This is a genomic window from Flavobacterium sp. GNP010, from assembly GCF_056428945.1.
This window is the reverse complement of the sequence record NZ_JBWJVK010000001.1, coordinates 82,598-98,043: the sequence shown is the minus strand read 5'-3', so window position 1 is coordinate 98,043 and position 15,446 is coordinate 82,598. Positions and strand designations below refer to the sequence as shown.

General features: G+C 33.7%; 18 protein-coding genes and 4 tRNA genes. 2 read left to right on the top strand and 20 right to left on the bottom strand.

The genetic code is table 11. The features are described 5' to 3' along the window. Nucleotides 1-219: 219 nt before the first annotated feature. The 14 genes from rplL to rpsU all read right to left on the bottom strand — a co-directional run bounded on the left by rplL (nt 220) and on the right by rpsU (nt 6,493). On the bottom strand, nt 220-588 hold the full coding sequence (rplL, locus tag AC061C_RS00490; RefSeq protein WP_035670434.1) for a 50S ribosomal protein L7/L12: 369 nt from the start codon (nt 586-588) through the stop codon (nt 220-222). A 90-nt stretch (nt 589-678) separates the two neighbouring features. Continuing rightward, nucleotides 679-1,191: a 50S ribosomal protein L10 gene (gene rplJ / locus AC061C_RS00485; RefSeq protein WP_417946902.1), complete on the bottom strand. Its 513-nt coding sequence runs from the start codon at nt 1,189-1,191 to the stop codon at nt 679-681. Nucleotides 1,192-1,213: 22 nt separating this feature from the next. Further along, complete coding sequence (gene rplA / locus AC061C_RS00480; RefSeq protein ID WP_039111376.1) at nt 1,214-1,903, bottom strand: 50S ribosomal protein L1; 690 nt, start codon at nt 1,901-1,903, stop codon at nt 1,214-1,216. Nucleotides 1,904-1,916: 13 nt separating this feature from the next. After that, nucleotides 1,917-2,354, bottom strand: a complete 438-nt coding sequence (gene rplK / locus AC061C_RS00475) for a 50S ribosomal protein L11 (RefSeq protein WP_035639405.1) — start codon at nt 2,352-2,354, stop codon at nt 1,917-1,919. Nucleotides 2,355-2,422: 68 nt separating this feature from the next. Then, a complete protein-coding gene (nusG, locus tag AC061C_RS00470) occupies nt 2,423-2,974 on the bottom strand; it encodes a transcription termination/antitermination protein NusG (protein ID WP_417946899.1) in 552 nt (183 codons plus the stop codon). Between the two features lie 10 nt (nt 2,975-2,984). Beyond that, on the bottom strand, nt 2,985-3,182 hold the full coding sequence (gene secE / locus AC061C_RS00465; protein ID WP_417946898.1) for a preprotein translocase subunit SecE: 198 nt from the start codon (nt 3,180-3,182) through the stop codon (nt 2,985-2,987). A gap of 17 nt (nt 3,183-3,199) precedes the next feature. Further along, nucleotides 3,200-3,270 (bottom strand) — tRNA-Trp (locus AC061C_RS00460). 58 nt (nt 3,271-3,328) lie between these two features. Next, the gene (gene tuf / locus AC061C_RS00455) at nt 3,329-4,516 is read right to left on the bottom strand and encodes an elongation factor Tu (RefSeq protein WP_417985258.1); all 1,188 of its coding nucleotides are present in this window, start codon (nt 4,514-4,516) and stop codon (nt 3,329-3,331) included. A gap of 54 nt (nt 4,517-4,570) precedes the next feature. Continuing rightward, nucleotides 4,571-4,642 (bottom strand) — tRNA-Thr (locus AC061C_RS00450). Nucleotides 4,643-4,716: 74 nt separating this feature from the next. After that, nucleotides 4,717-4,797, bottom strand: a tRNA-Tyr gene (locus AC061C_RS00445). A gap of 32 nt (nt 4,798-4,829) precedes the next feature. Continuing rightward, nucleotides 4,830-4,903 (bottom strand) — tRNA-Thr (locus AC061C_RS00440). Between the two features lie 90 nt (nt 4,904-4,993). Then, nucleotides 4,994-5,296 (bottom strand): ribosome hibernation-promoting factor, HPF/YfiA family, encoded by a 303-nt coding sequence (gene hpf, locus AC061C_RS00435; RefSeq protein ID WP_478289572.1) that lies wholly within the window; start codon nt 5,294-5,296, stop codon nt 4,994-4,996. A gap of 34 nt (nt 5,297-5,330) precedes the next feature. Continuing rightward, complete coding sequence (locus AC061C_RS00430) at nt 5,331-6,227, bottom strand: tyrosine-type recombinase/integrase (protein ID WP_478289571.1); 897 nt, start codon at nt 6,225-6,227, stop codon at nt 5,331-5,333. Nucleotides 6,228-6,298: 71 nt separating this feature from the next. Beyond that, on the bottom strand, nt 6,299-6,493 hold the full coding sequence (rpsU, locus tag AC061C_RS00425) for a 30S ribosomal protein S21 (protein ID WP_035670421.1): 195 nt from the start codon (nt 6,491-6,493) through the stop codon (nt 6,299-6,301). 102 nt (nt 6,494-6,595) lie between these two features. Here rpsU and AC061C_RS00420 point away from each other — a divergent pair, with 102 nt between their 5' ends. After that, on the top strand, nt 6,596-7,663 hold the full coding sequence (locus AC061C_RS00420; protein ID WP_478289570.1) for an endonuclease/exonuclease/phosphatase family protein: 1,068 nt from the start codon (nt 6,596-6,598) through the stop codon (nt 7,661-7,663). A gap of 85 nt (nt 7,664-7,748) precedes the next feature. Here AC061C_RS00420 and AC061C_RS00415 read toward each other — a convergent pair whose 3' ends face one another. Both AC061C_RS00415 and AC061C_RS00410 read right to left on the bottom strand, forming a co-directional pair. Further along, a complete protein-coding gene (locus AC061C_RS00415) occupies nt 7,749-8,918 on the bottom strand; it encodes an acyl-CoA dehydrogenase family protein (protein ID WP_417969363.1) in 1,170 nt (389 codons plus the stop codon). A gap of 178 nt (nt 8,919-9,096) precedes the next feature. Beyond that, nucleotides 9,097-9,984, bottom strand: a complete 888-nt coding sequence (locus tag AC061C_RS00410) for a ComEA family DNA-binding protein (RefSeq protein WP_478289569.1) — start codon at nt 9,982-9,984, stop codon at nt 9,097-9,099. A gap of 248 nt (nt 9,985-10,232) precedes the next feature. Between AC061C_RS00410 and AC061C_RS00405 the strand changes: the two genes are divergently transcribed. Further along, entirely contained in the window at nt 10,233-11,696 is a 1,464-nt protein-coding gene (locus AC061C_RS00405) for an APC family permease (RefSeq protein WP_478289568.1), read from the top strand. A 40-nt stretch (nt 11,697-11,736) separates the two neighbouring features. Here the strand turns inward: AC061C_RS00405 and AC061C_RS00400 are convergent, their stop codons facing one another. The 4 genes from AC061C_RS00400 to AC061C_RS00385 form a co-directional block, all read right to left on the bottom strand. Further along, entirely contained in the window at nt 11,737-11,964 is a 228-nt protein-coding gene (locus tag AC061C_RS00400; RefSeq protein WP_309757950.1) for a PspC domain-containing protein, read from the bottom strand. A gap of 56 nt (nt 11,965-12,020) precedes the next feature. Then, entirely contained in the window at nt 12,021-13,301 is a 1,281-nt protein-coding gene (locus AC061C_RS00395) for a DUF2851 family protein (protein WP_478289567.1), read from the bottom strand. Nucleotides 13,302-13,418: 117 nt separating this feature from the next. Further along, the gene (locus tag AC061C_RS00390; protein WP_478289566.1) at nt 13,419-13,901 is read right to left on the bottom strand and encodes a 3'-5' exonuclease; all 483 of its coding nucleotides are present in this window, start codon (nt 13,899-13,901) and stop codon (nt 13,419-13,421) included. A 125-nt stretch (nt 13,902-14,026) separates the two neighbouring features. Next, on the bottom strand, nt 14,027-15,388 hold the full coding sequence (locus tag AC061C_RS00385; protein ID WP_478289565.1) for a pyridoxal-phosphate dependent enzyme: 1,362 nt from the start codon (nt 15,386-15,388) through the stop codon (nt 14,027-14,029). Nucleotides 15,389-15,446 lie beyond the last annotated feature (58 nt).

Genomic DNA, 15,446 nt, shown 5'->3' with positions numbered 1-15,446 from the left:
TACGTTTAAATTTTACAACCATTACATCTTTAAAAAATCAATTTAAGATAACTACTTTCTTATTATCTATTGATTTATTTTCTCGTAATGGATAAAATTATTGTATTAAAAAGTATAAATTGTAATAATACAAGCTAGACTTTTGTTATACGAAAAATGGTTTAGGTCATTGGGTGACTAAACCCAAGACCTAAACCTTATTCTTTAAACTGAGTTTAACTATTTAAGCTCAACAACAGCTCCAGCTTCTTCTAAAGATTTTTTAAGACCTTCAGCCTCTTCTTTAGAAACACCTTCTTTTACATTACTTGGTGCGCTATCAACTACATCTTTAGCTTCTTTCAAACCTAAACCTGTAAGTTCTTTAACTAATTTTACAACTGCTAATTTAGAAGCACCAGCTTCTTTCAATACAACTGTAAATTCTGTTTGAACCTCTTCAGCAGCAGCTTCACCACCACCTGAAACTACTACAGCTGCAGCAGCTGGTTCGATTCCGTACTCATCTTTTAATATTGTTGCTAATTCGTTAACTTCTTTTACCGTTAGGTTAACTAATTGTTCTGCGAATTGTTTCAAATCTGCCATTTTTTCTATCGTTTTAAAATGATTTGTAAAAATATAATTTATTTATTGTGCGCTTTTTAAAATAAAACTTAGACTATAAAGTCGGTTTTATTATGCTTCCACTTCTTCTGTAGCCTCTTCGCTTTTCGCGAATTGGTTTTGAAGAGCAGAAATAACTCTTTGAGCTGGTGATTGAAGCAATCCAATGATTTCGCCGATAAGCTCTTCTTTAGATTTAATAGTTGCTAATGCATCTAATTGATCGTCTCCAATATAAATTTCAGCGTTTATATAAGCTCCCTTTAATACAGGTTTAGCTGATTTTTTTCTGAAATCTTTAATTATTTTTCCAGGTGCATTTGCAACATCTGAAATAAATATAGCACTATTACCAGTCAATACAGATGGTAAGTCACCATAATCATTATCAGAAGCTTCCATTGCTTTTGCAAGCAAAGTGTTTTTTACAACCTCTAATTTTATACCTGCTTTAAAACAAGCTCTTCTCAAGCTTGAAGTAGTCTCTGCATTAAGTCCTGAAATATCAGATATGTATATGATATTTGTACCAGCTAACTGTGCAGTTAATTCTTCAATCGCGATTGATTTTTCTTCTCTAGTCATACTAAAAATTATTAACTACCAATTATACTGCTTTTGGATCCAATGCAATTGCAGGACTCATAGTGCTTGTAAGGTGAATACCTTTAATGTAGGTACCTTTAGCAGCAGTTGGCTTAAGTTTGATTAATGTTTGAATAATTTCGTGTGCATTGTCATAAATTTGCTCAGCTCCAAAAGAAACTTTACCAATTCCTGCATGTACGATACCAGTTTTGTCAACTTTAAAGTCAATTTTACCAGCTTTTACCTCTTGAACAGCCTTAGCAACATCCATAGTTACTGTACCTGTTTTAGGGTTTGGCATTAAACCTCTAGGTCCTAAAATACGACCTAATGGGCCTAATTTACCCATAACAGCAGGCATAGTGATGATAACATCAACATCTGTCCAACCGTCTTTAATTTTTTGAAGGTAATCGTCAAGACCTACATAGTCAGCACCAGCAGCCAAAGCTTCCGCTTCTTTATCTGGAGTAACTAATGCTAATACTTTTACATCTTTACCAGTTCCATGAGGTAATGTTACTACACCTCTTACCATTTGATTCGCTTTTCTTGGATCTACACCCAATCGAACAGCGATATCAACAGACTCATCAAATTTTGCAGAAGCAATAACCTTTATCAATGCAGCAGCATCTTTTAAAGAGTATAATTTGTTCTTTTCAATTTTTGAAGCAGCCTCTTTTTGCTTTTTTGTCAATTTTGCCATGTCTTTCTCTTAATTAAAAAGGAGAATCTCCTGATACAGTTATACCCATAGATCTAGCTGTTCCAGCAATCATGCTCATAGCAGATTCGATTGTGAATGCATTTAAATCTACCATTTTATCTTCAGCAATTGCTTTGATAACATCCCAAGTAACGCTTGCTACTTTTTTACGATTTGGTTCACCAGATCCTGACTTTAGCTTTGCAGCTTCCAATAACTGGACAGCCGCTGGAGGAGTTTTTACAACAAAATCAAATGATTTGTCTTTATACACAGTAATTTGTACTGGGCATATTTTGCCGGGTTTATCTTGAGTTCTAGCATTAAACTGCTTACAGAATTCCATGATGTTTACCCCAGCAGCTCCTAAAGCAGGTCCAACCGGTGGCGACGGGTTCGCAGCACCTCCCTTAACTTGTAGTTTAACTACCTTACTAATTTCTTTAGCCATTTTTTAAAAAATTTAACATTACAATCAATGGAAGCGATTATAATGGATATTATAGATGTAACAAAAAATTATACTTTTTCAACTTGCATAAAACTAAGTTCTAATGGTGTTTTTCTTCCGAAAATTTTAACCATTACTTCTAGTTTACGCTTTTCTTCATTGATTTTTTCAACAGTTCCATTGAAACCATTAAAAGGGCCATCAACAACCTTAATTGTTTCTCCAATATTAAAGGGAATAGAACGAGTATCTGTATTTACAGCTAACTCATCTACTTTACCCAACATTCTATTGACTTCAGACATTCTTAACGGAACAGGTTCTCCACCTTTGATTTCTCCTAAAAAACCAATAACACTTGTTATAGACTTGATAATATGAGGTATTTCACCAACAAGATTAGCTTCTATCATAACATAACCCGGAAAATAAACTTTGTCTTTGACTATTTTTTTTCCCTCTTTTACTGTAACTACTTTTTCAGTAGGAACTAAAACTTGAGAAACATAATCTTCCATTCCAAGTCTAGCTATTTCAGTCTCAATATAAGCTTTTACCTTATTCTCTTGACCACTGACCGCTCTAACGACATACCACTTCTTAATATTATTATCTGCCATAACAAGAGAATTACGCTTTAATCCAGTTAAAAAATCCAGCCAAAGCTTTCGCAAAAATTTCATCTACTCCCCAAGTTGCCAAAGCGAATAAAACTGAAAAAACAGCAACAACAATCGTAAGACGTTGCACCTCAGACCAAGCAGGCCAAGTTACATTTGACTTTAATTCTTCAAATGCTTCTGATATGTAATTAACAACTTTTGTCATTATGATTTATTTTTTTGCACGGGCGGAGGGATTCGAACCCCCATCAACGGTTTTGGAGACCGCTATTCTACCCTTGAACTACGCCCGTAGAATAAAAAGTAGTGTCATCGTTAAACGACACTACTTTTTTGAATATATTTAATGGATTAACCTACTATCTCAGTAACTTGTCCAGCACCTACAGTTCTACCACCTTCACGGATAGCGAAACGTAAACCAACGCTCATTGCGATTGGGCTTAACAAAGATACATTGATCGTTAAGTTGTCTCCTGGCATTACCATCTCTACACCTTCTGGTAAAGTAATAACTCCTGTTACGTCAGTTGTACGTACGTAAAACTGTGGACGGTAGTTATTATGGAATGGAGTATGACGTCCACCTTCTTCTTTTTTCAAGATATAAACCTCAGCTTTGAAAGTAGCGTGTGGTTTTACTGATCCTGGCTTAATGATAACCATTCCTCTTTTGATAGATTCTTTATCAACACCTCTTAACAATAAACCTACGTTATCTCCAGCTTCACCTCTATCAAGGATTTTACGGAACATCTCAACTCCTGTAATTGTAGAAGTTAATTTTTCAGCTCCCATACCAATGATTTCAACAGCATCACCTGTATTAGCAATACCAGTTTCGATACGACCTGTAGCTACAGTTCCACGACCAGTAATAGTAAATACATCTTCAACTGGCATCAAGAAAGGCTTTTCAGTATCTCTAATTGGCTCTTCAATCCAAGAATCTACTGCTTCCATTAGTTCAAGAATTTTTGGAGTCCAAACTGGATCATTGTTTAATCCACCAAGAGCTGACCCTTGAATAACTGGACAATTATCTCCATCATATTCATAAAAAGACAATAAGTCTCTAATTTCCATTTCAACAAGTTCTAATAATTCCTCGTCATCAACCATATCCACTTTGTTCATGAATACAACCATTCTAGGAATACCAACCTGACGACCTAAAAGAATGTGCTCACGTGTTTGTGGCATTGGACCATCAGTTGCAGCTACTACAAGAATAGCACCATCCATTTGCGCAGCTCCAGTAACCATGTTCTTTACGTAATCCGCGTGACCTGGACAGTCAACGTGAGCGTAATGACGATTAGCAGTTTCATACTCAACGTGAGATGTATTAATTGTAATACCTCTTTCTTTTTCTTCAGGAGCATTATCAATTTGATCAAATGATTTTGCTTGACAGTAACCAGCATCAGATAACACTTTAGTTATTGCTGCAGTTAATGTAGTTTTTCCGTGATCTACGTGCCCAATTGTACCAATGTTTAAGTGGGGCTTGTTACGGTTAAAGGTTTCTTTTGCCATTTTACTTAATTTTTAATCTAGTTTATATATTTATTTCAATTTCCTACTTAATTGAGCCAACTACGGGAATTGAACCCGTGACCTCTTCCTTACCAAGGAAGCACTCTACCTCTGAGCTAAGTCGGCAGAACCTCTTATCAAAGAGTTTAAATCACAGTTTTGATTTTTTCAATTCAATTACCACAATTTAATTTTCCTAGTGGGGAGAGCAGGATTCGAACCTGCGAAGTTTACACAGCAGATTTACAGTCTGCCCTCGTTGGCCGCTTGAGTATCTCCCCTACTTTTTTTATTATTAACCTTTACATTTTTGAGCCGGCGGAGGGACTCGAACCCACGACCTGCTGATTACAAATCAGCTGCTCTAGCCAACTGAGCTACGCTGGCGAATCAATAAAAAAAGTCCGCTATTTCTAACGGACTGCAAATGTAGAGATTTTATCTCTCATTCAAAACATTTTTTAAAAAAAAATAATTTTAAATGTGTGAACTTATTTTTTCTTTTCTTTTTATTAACACTCTCTCTAAGGATTCTGCCGAGAGCTCAACAGCTTCTTCAAAAGTTTTACATTGTTTTTTAACTAAAAAATCATCGCCAGGAACATTGATTTTTACTTCGGCAATTTTGTTTTCCTTATCACTTGTTTTTTCAACCTTCAAAAAAACATCTGCTGATACCACTTTATCATAGTACTTTTCCAACTTGTCCATTCTATCCTGAACAAAATCTACCAGTTTTTTGTCAACAGTAAAGTTAACCGCATGAACACTTACCTTCATAATTTTTTTTTTAATAGTTAAACATTTCTCCAAATTACTTTCGCATTCTAGGATGCGCTCCTTCGTATACACTTTTAAGTTCTGACAAACTATTGTGCGTGTATATTTGCGTTGACGCCAAACTAGAATGACCTAATAATTCTTTGAGTGAATTTAAATCTGCTCCATTATTTAACAAATGCGTTGCAAAAGTATGTCTCAAGATATGGGGACTCTTTTTTACTTTTTCAGAGACTCCACTAAAGTAAGAATTTATTAATCGATACACAAAGGATTCATTTAATTTTAACCCTTTTTTTGTTAGAAATAAATAATCACAATCAACAATAGAAATCAAGCGGTCTCGCTCTTCTAGAAACAGAAAAAACTGCTCTTTTATAATAGGTAAAATGGGCAAAATACGTTCCTTATTGCGCTTTCCCAATACTTTTACAGTACCACTAGCCAGATCTAAATTGACTATTTTCAAACCGATCAACTCTGCCCTACGCATCCCGGTAGTATAAAACAAATCTATGATAAGCTTATTTCGAATACCCTCAAAACCTGAAGTGTTATTCATTACATCTAAAACATCGACAACTTCTTTTTCAGAAAAGGGAATCTGAAGGATTTTTTGTGACTTTAAGGCTTTGTGTTTAAGTAGCGGACTTACCTCTAACTGCTTAGTTTTTAATAAAAACTTATAAAATGCTTTCAAGGAAGCCATTTTTCTATTGACGGAAGTATTGGACAAACCAGCATTGACAAGAAATACAATCCAAGTCCTTATTTGATTGTAATTGGCCTGATCTATATTTTTTTGGTCAAAATGTATTGTATTGTAGGATTCGAAAGAAGAAATGTCATTGCAATACGCTATTATGGTATGTGGAGAATATTTCTTCTCCAATTGCAGGTAATTTCGAAATGCATCTATATTTGTAGTCATAAAAAAACCGTTAGCATCAAAGTTATAAAACTTCTGATGACTAACGGTATTTTATTTTGAATAGATATTGACTAACTCTCTAAGTTATCTCTCATATTTTGGATATAAGCCGCTTTTTGAATTTTGATTCTATTCGTTACTGAAGGTTTAATAAAAGCTGTACGAGCTCTTAATTGACGAACAGTTCCTGTTTTATCAAATTTTCTTTTGTAACGTTTTAACGCTCTATCGATATTTTCTCCGTCTTTAATTGGTATAATTAACATAATATAGACACCCCCTTTCTTTAGTTTGCAAAAGTAGGATAATAAAGTGAACTAACAAGTATTTACATAATTTTATTTAATTTTACCAACAAAATAAATTTTATGTGGTTTATCATAATTTCTACTCTATTACTTATTGCAAGTTTTTTACCCTATATGCCACTTACACATTGGTTCTATAGATTTTTTGAGTTTGGAAAAATTCAGATACTTATTTTACAGATTACTGCTTTAGCCTTTAGCTTTATCTTAATAAATGAATCAGATGTTTGGATACAGATTCTTCAGTTTTTGACTTTATTAAGTATTATAAGTCATCTTGCAGCCCTTTACAAGTATACTTCTTTTCACAAGTCAGTACAAAGAGAACCTTGTGATGTTTCTTCAGAAATAATCACAGTACTTTCAGCCAACGTATTTCAAGAAAATTTAGAATACGCAAAATTTACAGCTTTAGTTCACAAATACAATCCAGATATTGTTTTAACCATGGAATCTGATGAAAATTGGGAAAAAGCACTCTCAGTTTTGGATCAAAAATACAAATACAATATTAAAGTAGCCTTAGATAACACCTACGGGATGCATTTATATTCTAAATTAAAAATAACAAAACACAGTATTCATTATTTTGTGGCGAGTGATCTGCCCAGTATTGAGGCAAAAATAACAACTGCTGACAATTTTAAATTCACTTTTTTTGCCGTTCATCCGCCACCACCAAGTCCTACTGAAGAAGAAAATTCTAAAGAGCGTGATGGAGAACTTTTGAGTATCGCAAAAAAAATAAAACAAAACTCCGATACCTGTGTCGTAGTTGGAGATTTCAATAATGTAGCTTGGGCAAAATCCTCTATACTTTTTAGAAAAACCAGCGAGACAATTGACGGAAGAATTGGTCGAGGATTCATTTCAAGTTTTCACACCAAATATTGGTTTTTAAGATTTCCAATTGATTTAATGTTTCACACACCAGATGTATTTATTGATGAATTAAGAAGTTTAGAACATTTCGGATCTGATCATTTTCCAATATATGCAAAGTTTTTCATCAACAAGAATACTTCAAAACAAGAGCATCTAAAAGAAAAGCTTGGCGAAGGAGAACATGAGATTGTTCAAGAAATAATAGCAGACGGAATAAATGAAAAAAGCGATAATCGAAATTGATTATCGCTTTTTTTAAGCTTGTCTATAAAATAATTCACTAAAAAGTCGCGAAATATTTCATGCTTGTTACCCTGTATTTGAGATGTTATTTAACTGCTGGCTCGTAATTTTGTTGATCAATGATCATTTTTCCTAATATCTCTTTGAGGATTTCTGATGTTCCTCCGCCAATAGGCCCTAAACGACTGTCTCTTGACAAACGCGCTAAAGGATATTCTTCCATGTAACCATAACCTCCCAGCATTTGTAAACAACTGTATATAGTATCATCAGAAACTTTAGTAGATTTTAATTTAGCCATTGTAGCCTCCTTAACTACGTACTCGCCTTTGTCTAATCTTGCCACGGCCGCATAATTAAACACTTTGCAATGTTCTACTTCTGTGGCATGCTCGACCATAGTATGTCTCAATGCCTGAAACTTGCTGATTTTTTTTCCAAAAGCCTCTCGTTGCGACATGTATTCGATAGTATAATCAATTGCGTACTCTGCTCGTGCATGAGCATTAATAGCCATAATTAAACGCTCTAAAGCAAAATGCTGCATAATATAAGGAAACCCTTTACCCGCTTCACCCATCAAATTTTCTACTGGAATTTCTACATCATCAAATGCTAACTCTGCAGTATCTGAAGCTCTCCAACCTAATTTATCCAATTTATTAGCAGTAATACCTTTCAAGTTGCTATCCATCAAAAAGATGCTAATTCCCTTATTCCCAAGTTCAGGACTTGTTTTTGCAGCCACAATGTAGTAATCTGCATACACCCCATTTGTAATAAAAGTTTTTGAGCCATTTATTACGTACTTATCGCCTTTTAACACCGCATTAGTTCGCATACCCGCTACATCACTACCACCAAAAGGTTCTGATATACACAAAGCACCTATTTTTTCACCAGCTATACTTGGCGCTAAATAATCTTGTTTAATTCGTTCATCGCCTTCGGCATTCAAATGGGTCATTGCTAAATAGGAATGTGCCCACATCGCAGCTGCAAAACCAGATGATTTAATTTTTTGAAGCTCTTCAAGAAAAATAACGGTGTAAAACAAGTCTAAGTTTAATCCTCCGTATGCCTCAGGATAAGCAATACCAAAATAGCCCATTTCACCAAATTTCTTCCAAATAAAGCGTTCAATAGTGCCGGTTTTTTCCCATTTCTCAATATGTGGCACAACTTCTTTTTGTAAAAAATCTTTTAAACTTTCTCTAAATGATTGGTGTTCTTCTGTAAAATAAATTGAATTCATATAACTAATACTTTTTTTTAACATATTGAATGCGTTGAAACAAAACAAATAGATTTTTGTTTCGAGGTTAGAATTTTGATCGCTAGATAATAAAATGATAATTTAAAAAATAGTTCATAATAAAACAGTCATTTTTTTAAAAAAATCAATTGAATTTAAAGCCGCAAGTTACCGAATTTTAATTAAAGTCCAAATATAAGCCAATTAAATTTGCTTTATCAACAGGAAATCCCTTGATTTTTGTTAAATCCTCAATATTGTTGATTTTTCCTTTCATACTTCTGTAAGTAACTATTTGTTTTGCCAAAGCGTATCTGAAATAATAAAACTGAGTAAGCTCTTTTAAAGATGCGTTGTTAATATCTATTTTCTTAAAGTCAGGAAGTACAGAAACTTTAAAATGGGTATTCAAATTTTCTATTACTTCTGGAGATAATCCCCACAAATCATTCATTTGCTCCATGGAAACAAACCCTCCCAAAAGTTCTTTTTGTTTTAAAATCCGAAGAGAAATAGCATCGCCAATTCCATAGATTTTTACTAAATCCTCTTTCGTAGCCTGATTTATATCAATTAGAACAATAATTTCCTTTTTGGCGAAAGCCGGATTTGAATACTTTTTATACTGTCTTGGCGCATTATTTTGGTTTACCCAATCTGGAAATTTGAAATAAGGAGCCATTACATTTAATAAAGAATCTGACACCTTTGTCACGTTTTGAAATTCTTTTGCTGAATTCACATACTTGTTTTCTTTTCGAAACGCAAAAAGCCGATCAATCTCTGATATCGACATTCCTAACTTATACCCTTTATAATCGGTTATAAAATTAGGGTTATAGAGATACATCTTATTAGTTTCCCCATTTGCATCTTTTTTTAAAGCATCAACCTGAGATTGAAGGGAAAGCCATTTCTGTTTCTCAGGATTATCTTTTGGCTCAGAATAAAAGGGTGCAAAAAAATAAATAATTTGCAACACAATAATAATTCCGAACAATATAAAAATACCGCTTCGCTGTTCGCGAGTAAAATTAAAATAAGACTGAATAACTTTTGAACTCATTGGTTACGTTTGCGAGCTTAATACATAATAATTATAAAAGTAAAGAATAAATATGAAACGTCTAAATGCTCACAACAAAACATTTTTAATATGAGCTTAATCAAATATATTTTATTTACGTAAACACTGATAAATTGATAAAAATAAGTTGTTCACACATTTTTTAGTACTTAAACTTAAATAATAATTTTTATTTTTTACAAAAAAGAATACATTTGAAGCTTAATAACTTAAAACATTAAACAACCATGTCAATTTGGAGAGTTAAACCAGTATCTGCTTTTGAAGCCGATATGAAAAAAAGTGAATTAAAACGAGTTTTAGGCAAGTGGAGCCTAACAGCTATTGGTATTGGAGCAATTATTGGTGGAGGTATTTTTGTACTGACAGGTACAGGAGCATACAATCACGCTGGTCCAGCTTTGGCTCTTTCATTTGTTATAGCAGGAATAGCCTGTGTATTTGCAGCTTTATGTTATTCTGAATTTGCTTCAATATTACCTGTTGAAGGATCGGCATATGCTTATGCCTATGGTACCATTGGGGAAATATTCGCTTGGATCATTGGTTGGGGATTAATTTTAGAGTACGCTATGGGATCAATGACCGTCGCAGTATCCTGGTCTGGTTATTTTAATAAAATGCTTAAAATGTTTGGTATTAAGCTCCCCGAATGGCTAACTGCAGATCCAGCAAGCTACACAGGAGAGGGTTTTTCTATGAACCTTCCAGCATTTTTAATTGTACTTTTGGTAATTTCATTGTTAATAAAAGGAACTGAAAAAGCTGCTAGCGCAAATAATTTCATTGTAATTTTAAAAGTTGCAGCCGTTATATTTGTTATCATAACAGGCTTATTCTTTATTAACGTAGACAATTGGACACCATTCATCCCTGATGTTCAAACAATCATTGTAGATGACAAACCCCATCAGGCTTATGGTATAGGCGGAATTGTTTCTGGGGCTGCAGCAATTTTCTTTGCTTATGTAGGTTTTGATGCTGTTTCTACTCAAGCAGGTGAAGCGATCAATCCTAAAAAAGATGTGCCATTTGCAATTATTGTATCATTATTAGTTTGTACTATTCTTTACATATTAGTATCGTTAGTATTAACAGGAATGATAAGCTACCAAGATTTTAACCCACTAGGAAAATACCCTGAGGCTATAAAAGCTCCAGTAGCTTACGCATTTGATATTGCAGGACAAGCATGGGCTGGCTATATTATTACAATAGCTGCTACTGTAGGTTTGATATCAGTATTAATGGTAATGATCATGGGACAATCTCGTATCTTCTTAGGAATGTCAAAAGATGGTTTAATTCCTCCAGTTTTTTCTAAAGTAAATCCTATTTCTGGTACACCAAAAACAAACTTGATGATTTTAGGTGGATTTATTGCTACAGTTGCTGCCTTTACACCGATTAGTAAACTAGCAGAAATGTGTAGTTTTGGAACCTTATTTGCGTTTACCATGGTTTGCGTCGCCGTTTGGATTTTACGCGTTAAGCAACCAGGCTTAGAACGCAGTTTCAAAGTTCCCGCACTACCCGTAATTGCAGTATGTGGAATAGCAATCAATACATACTTGATGATCAATTTAAGCATAGACGCACAGTTGTTCTCATTAGGATGGCTAGTAATTGGGATTTTGATTTACTTCATTTATGGAAAAAGAAATTCGAAGCTTAATAAAACACAAGAGTAAAAACAAAAAGCTCCTTCAGATTGAAGGAGCTTTTTTTATATTATAAATCGAAAACTGAGGTACGCTTGGCACGTATTAGGTCTTTTAAACGCATCCAAAAAGCAAGCGTTAAATAAACTGCAAACCATAATCCTGCGGTAACGAATGATAAATAAATAAAAAATAATCGGACGCTACTGGCCCTCATACCTAAAGTATCAGCCAAACGCGAGGAAACATGAAAACCGTGTTTTTCAAAAAAAAACTTGAGTTTTATAATTGCAGACATCTTAAAGAATTATTAGTTCTGTACAAAAATACAAAATTATCCAGTTGATGCCTTTACTAAACCACTACTTGTTTTTTAAGCAGTTCTATTCCTACACGGCATTCTAAACATTTACTTTTGTTACAATATTCATTTTTGAGTTGAATCAATGATTGCGAATCAAAGGCACTTTTTGAATCAATTCCGAAAGAATTAAACTTATCAATAATAGCATTTTTTTCTGGTGATATTTCCTTTAAGAGTTGAATTAAATCCTCCGAAATTTCTTTTCCCTGACTTTTTGCATAAGCGAATTGTAACGGAATTATCGTGTTTATAACAATTAAATCGACAAAGGATTTAGAAAGTGATTTCTTTTTCTTTAGACTTTCTTTATCAAATTGATAATGATTCAGCCAGTAATCAGAAACTGAAATCTGAAACAAATCATAGATACTTTTTAAAGAATTTAGCGTGTTGATTTTCGAGAATAAATTCTGCTGATTATGATATAAATTGGCCAACTGAGACAGTCGAATCGTTGGGAAATTATCGGGACGATGCTTGAAAAATTGAACTGGCTCAATGCTATTTTTTTCTAGTTGATATTTATGCAATAAATAGAAATACCTGAATTTTAAATCTTTAAAATAATTATCTTCTTTTTCCGAATCCAATAATCCTGCGGTTCCAAGAACTAAAGCTTCCAGATTTTCGACCTCAAAACTTTCTTTTCTAACAATTGAAAAAGGAATATTTTGCGCTATTTCTAAAAAGATTTCACCATTCGTATTTAGTCCAAAATTCTTCGCCAAAAGACAAAACAACACTGCTTCCCAATCGTGATTGGTTTGTTCTAATAAATCAAATATTGGTTTTGATTTTCTTTCCAAACGTTCAAAAAATAAACGTTCCTGCCAATTTTTGAATGCAAATTCATCAATTTCTTGAATTTGCTTCTCACAGAAAATCCACGATTTAGGGGAAATTAATGATTGATAATTGGATATTGTTGCAGTATCTACATATTTTTTAAGTTCTAAAACTGGAATCTCTGTGTTATTTTTTCTAAAAATTTCCGAGTCGTGTTCCCATACCACATGAAGAATTACGTTTTCGTAGGCTTCGTCTCTTTCGTGATGATGCACATACCAATCTGAAGATTTAAGATGAATTTCGACATTTCCAGCCCATTTTTGATTACCAATGGTTATTTGAGCATTGAAAAAATCAGGACCTGCAAGCTCTAAATATTGACCAACATTGATTATTGTGATTTCCTCACCATTGAAAGTTTTCAAATTTAAGACATCAAACTTCTTAAATTTCCACAGATAATGAAGGAAATCTTCTTTCATATTGAACATATTAGATTGAAGACTAATGTAGTAAAAAAAGAAATAGCAAATTATCTAAATTAAAAATTTCAGAAATTTCACTAAAAAAAATATGATAATTAAAAGATATAGACGTTTTTATCTCAACAAATATAACTTGGCACAAGCTCGAGCATCAGATAATGCTTCGTGATGATTTAAGGCGATATTCATTTCTCGGCAACAATCACTTAATTTAGTTGGCTTTAATCCTTTGGCTTTGTAAATTTTCACGGTACATTCCCAACGGGATGAAATATTCAAATCAGCATAATCAAAACCATAAAGCGCCATTGATTTAGCAAGTACATTTCTATCAAAACTCTCATTATGAGCCACAACCACTCTGTTTTTCAGGCGTTTTTGAATTTCAGGAAATACTTGTGCAAATGATTTTGCATTCACCGTATCTCGAGGATATATCCCATGAACTTGAATTGTAAAAGGAGAATATAAATTATTTGGTGGCTTAATTAAACTAACAAACTCATCTGTAATTATCCCGTTTTCTACGGTAACAATACCAACGGAACATGGATGGAATGCAGTTGCAGTTTCAAAATCTATTGCAGTGAAGGTCATATTTTAGAATTTCGATAAACGAGTAAAGCTTTACACAAAAGAAAATAAATTCTTCAAATTAAAAGCCACAAACCAAATAAACGGATCCAGACTATGGAAGTGTACTTGATTTGTGGCAAAAAAAATTATTTTATCGACCCAATAATATCATATTTGGTTATTATATGGTGCTTTCCATTTTCTAATTCTACCAAAACAGCCTCGTTTTCTTTAGTGAATAATTTAGACACTTCTTCAATAGTTGTTCCGTGTTTTACGATTGGAAACGGTTTACCCATTACTTCTTTAATCGGTTTATCGGCTACATCTTTATCAGCAACGTAACTTTGAAACAAGTCACTTTCGTCAACAGAACCCACAAAACCATTGATATCAATAACCGGAATTTGAGAGATTTTGTATTTACGCATTCTTTCTATTGCATGCGAAACTAACTCTTCCGTACGAACCACGATTAATGGTTTATCGATATGATCTTTTATAACATCCTCCGCTTTTGTAATTTCTTCTTCTAGAAAACCACGTTCGCGCATCCAATCATCGTTGAACATTTTACCTACGTAACGACTGCCAGAATCATGAAACAAAACAACCACAACATCTTCAGGTTTAAAATGATCCTTTAGTTGCAACAATCCCTTTATTGCTGCTCCAGCTGAATTTCCTACAAAAATTCCTTCTTCAAGTGCAATTTTACGAGTATACACCGCAGCATCTTTATCAGTTACTTTTGTAAAACCATCTATTAGGGAGAAATCGACATTTTTTGGAAGAATATCTTCTCCAATTCCTTCTGTTATATAGGAATAAATTTCATTCTCGTCAAAAATTCCTGTTTCGTGGTATTTTTTAAATACAGAACCATAGGTGTCAATTCCCCAAATTTTGATATTTGGATTTCTCTCCTTTAAGTATTTAGCAACACCAGAAATTGTACCTCCAGTTCCAACTCCTACAACAAAGTGAGTAATCTTACCTTCCGTTTGTTCCCAAATTTCAGGACCCGTTTGCTCGTAGTGCGCTATTGCATTTGACGGATTATCGTATTGGTTTACATACCAAGAATTTGGAGTTTCATCGGCTAATCTTTTTGAAACTGAGTAGTAAGATCTTGGATCCGTAGGTTCTACATCCGTAGGACAAACCACTACTTTTGCGCCAACGGCACGAAGAATATCCATTTTCTCCTTAGATTGTTTGTCTGAAATTACACAAATTAGTTTGTACCCTTTGATAATAGCAACTAAGGCCAATCCCATTCCGGTATTCCCTGACGTTCCCTCAATTATTGTTCCTCCAGGTTGTAAGCGACCATCTGCTTCGGCATCCTCTATCATTTTTACAGCCATTCTATCCTTTACAGAATTTCCCGGATTGAAAGTTTCAACTTTAGCAAGTACCAAAGCATCAACATCTGCAGTTACTTTATTCAATTTTACTAATGGCGTATTTCCAATGGTGCCTAATATATTTTCTGCGTAGCGCATTGTAGTTTATATTTTTAAATTATGATTTGTTGTATATAATGTTGCAAAGATAGCATTT

Coding starts and splice junctions, on each gene's coding strand:
- AC061C_RS00415 (WP_417969363.1), bottom strand. CDS start 8,918: ATGAATTCAATTTATTTTACAGAAGAACACCAATCATTTAGAGAAAGT.
- rplA (WP_039111376.1), bottom strand. CDS start 1,903: ATGGCAAAATTGACAAAAAAGCAAAAAGAGGCTGCTTCAAAAATTGAA.
- AC061C_RS00395 (WP_478289567.1), bottom strand. CDS start 13,301: ATGAAAGAAGATTTCCTTCATTATCTGTGGAAATTTAAGAAGTTTGAT.
- AC061C_RS00390 (WP_478289566.1), bottom strand. CDS start 13,901: ATGACCTTCACTGCAATAGATTTTGAAACTGCAACTGCATTCCATCCA.
- AC061C_RS00400 (WP_309757950.1), bottom strand. CDS start 11,964: ATGTCTGCAATTATAAAACTCAAGTTTTTTTTTGAAAAACACGGTTTT.
- rplJ (WP_417946902.1), bottom strand. CDS start 1,191: ATGACTAGAGAAGAAAAATCAATCGCGATTGAAGAATTAACTGCACAG.
- AC061C_RS00385 (WP_478289565.1), bottom strand. CDS start 15,388: ATGCGCTACGCAGAAAATATATTAGGCACCATTGGAAATACGCCATTA.
- AC061C_RS00410 (WP_478289569.1), bottom strand. CDS start 9,984: ATGAGTTCAAAAGTTATTCAGTCTTATTTTAATTTTACTCGCGAACAG.
- rplL (WP_035670434.1), bottom strand. CDS start 588: ATGGCAGATTTGAAACAATTCGCAGAACAATTAGTTAACCTAACGGTA.
- rplK (WP_035639405.1), bottom strand. CDS start 2,354: ATGGCTAAAGAAATTAGTAAGGTAGTTAAACTACAAGTTAAGGGAGGT.
- AC061C_RS00430 (WP_478289571.1), bottom strand. CDS start 6,227: ATGACTACAAATATAGATGCATTTCGAAATTACCTGCAATTGGAGAAG.
- hpf (WP_478289572.1), bottom strand. CDS start 5,296: ATGAAGGTAAGTGTTCATGCGGTTAACTTTACTGTTGACAAAAAACTG.
- rpsU (WP_035670421.1), bottom strand. CDS start 6,493: ATGTTAATTATACCAATTAAAGACGGAGAAAATATCGATAGAGCGTTA.
- tuf (WP_417985258.1), bottom strand. CDS start 4,516: ATGGCAAAAGAAACCTTTAACCGTAACAAGCCCCACTTAAACATTGGT.
- AC061C_RS00420 (WP_478289570.1), top strand. CDS start 6,596: ATGTGGTTTATCATAATTTCTACTCTATTACTTATTGCAAGTTTTTTA.
- secE (WP_417946898.1), bottom strand. CDS start 3,182: ATGACAAAAGTTGTTAATTACATATCAGAAGCATTTGAAGAATTAAAG.
- AC061C_RS00405 (WP_478289568.1), top strand. CDS start 10,233: ATGTCAATTTGGAGAGTTAAACCAGTATCTGCTTTTGAAGCCGATATG.
- nusG (WP_417946899.1), bottom strand. CDS start 2,974: ATGGCAGATAATAATATTAAGAAGTGGTATGTCGTTAGAGCGGTCAGT.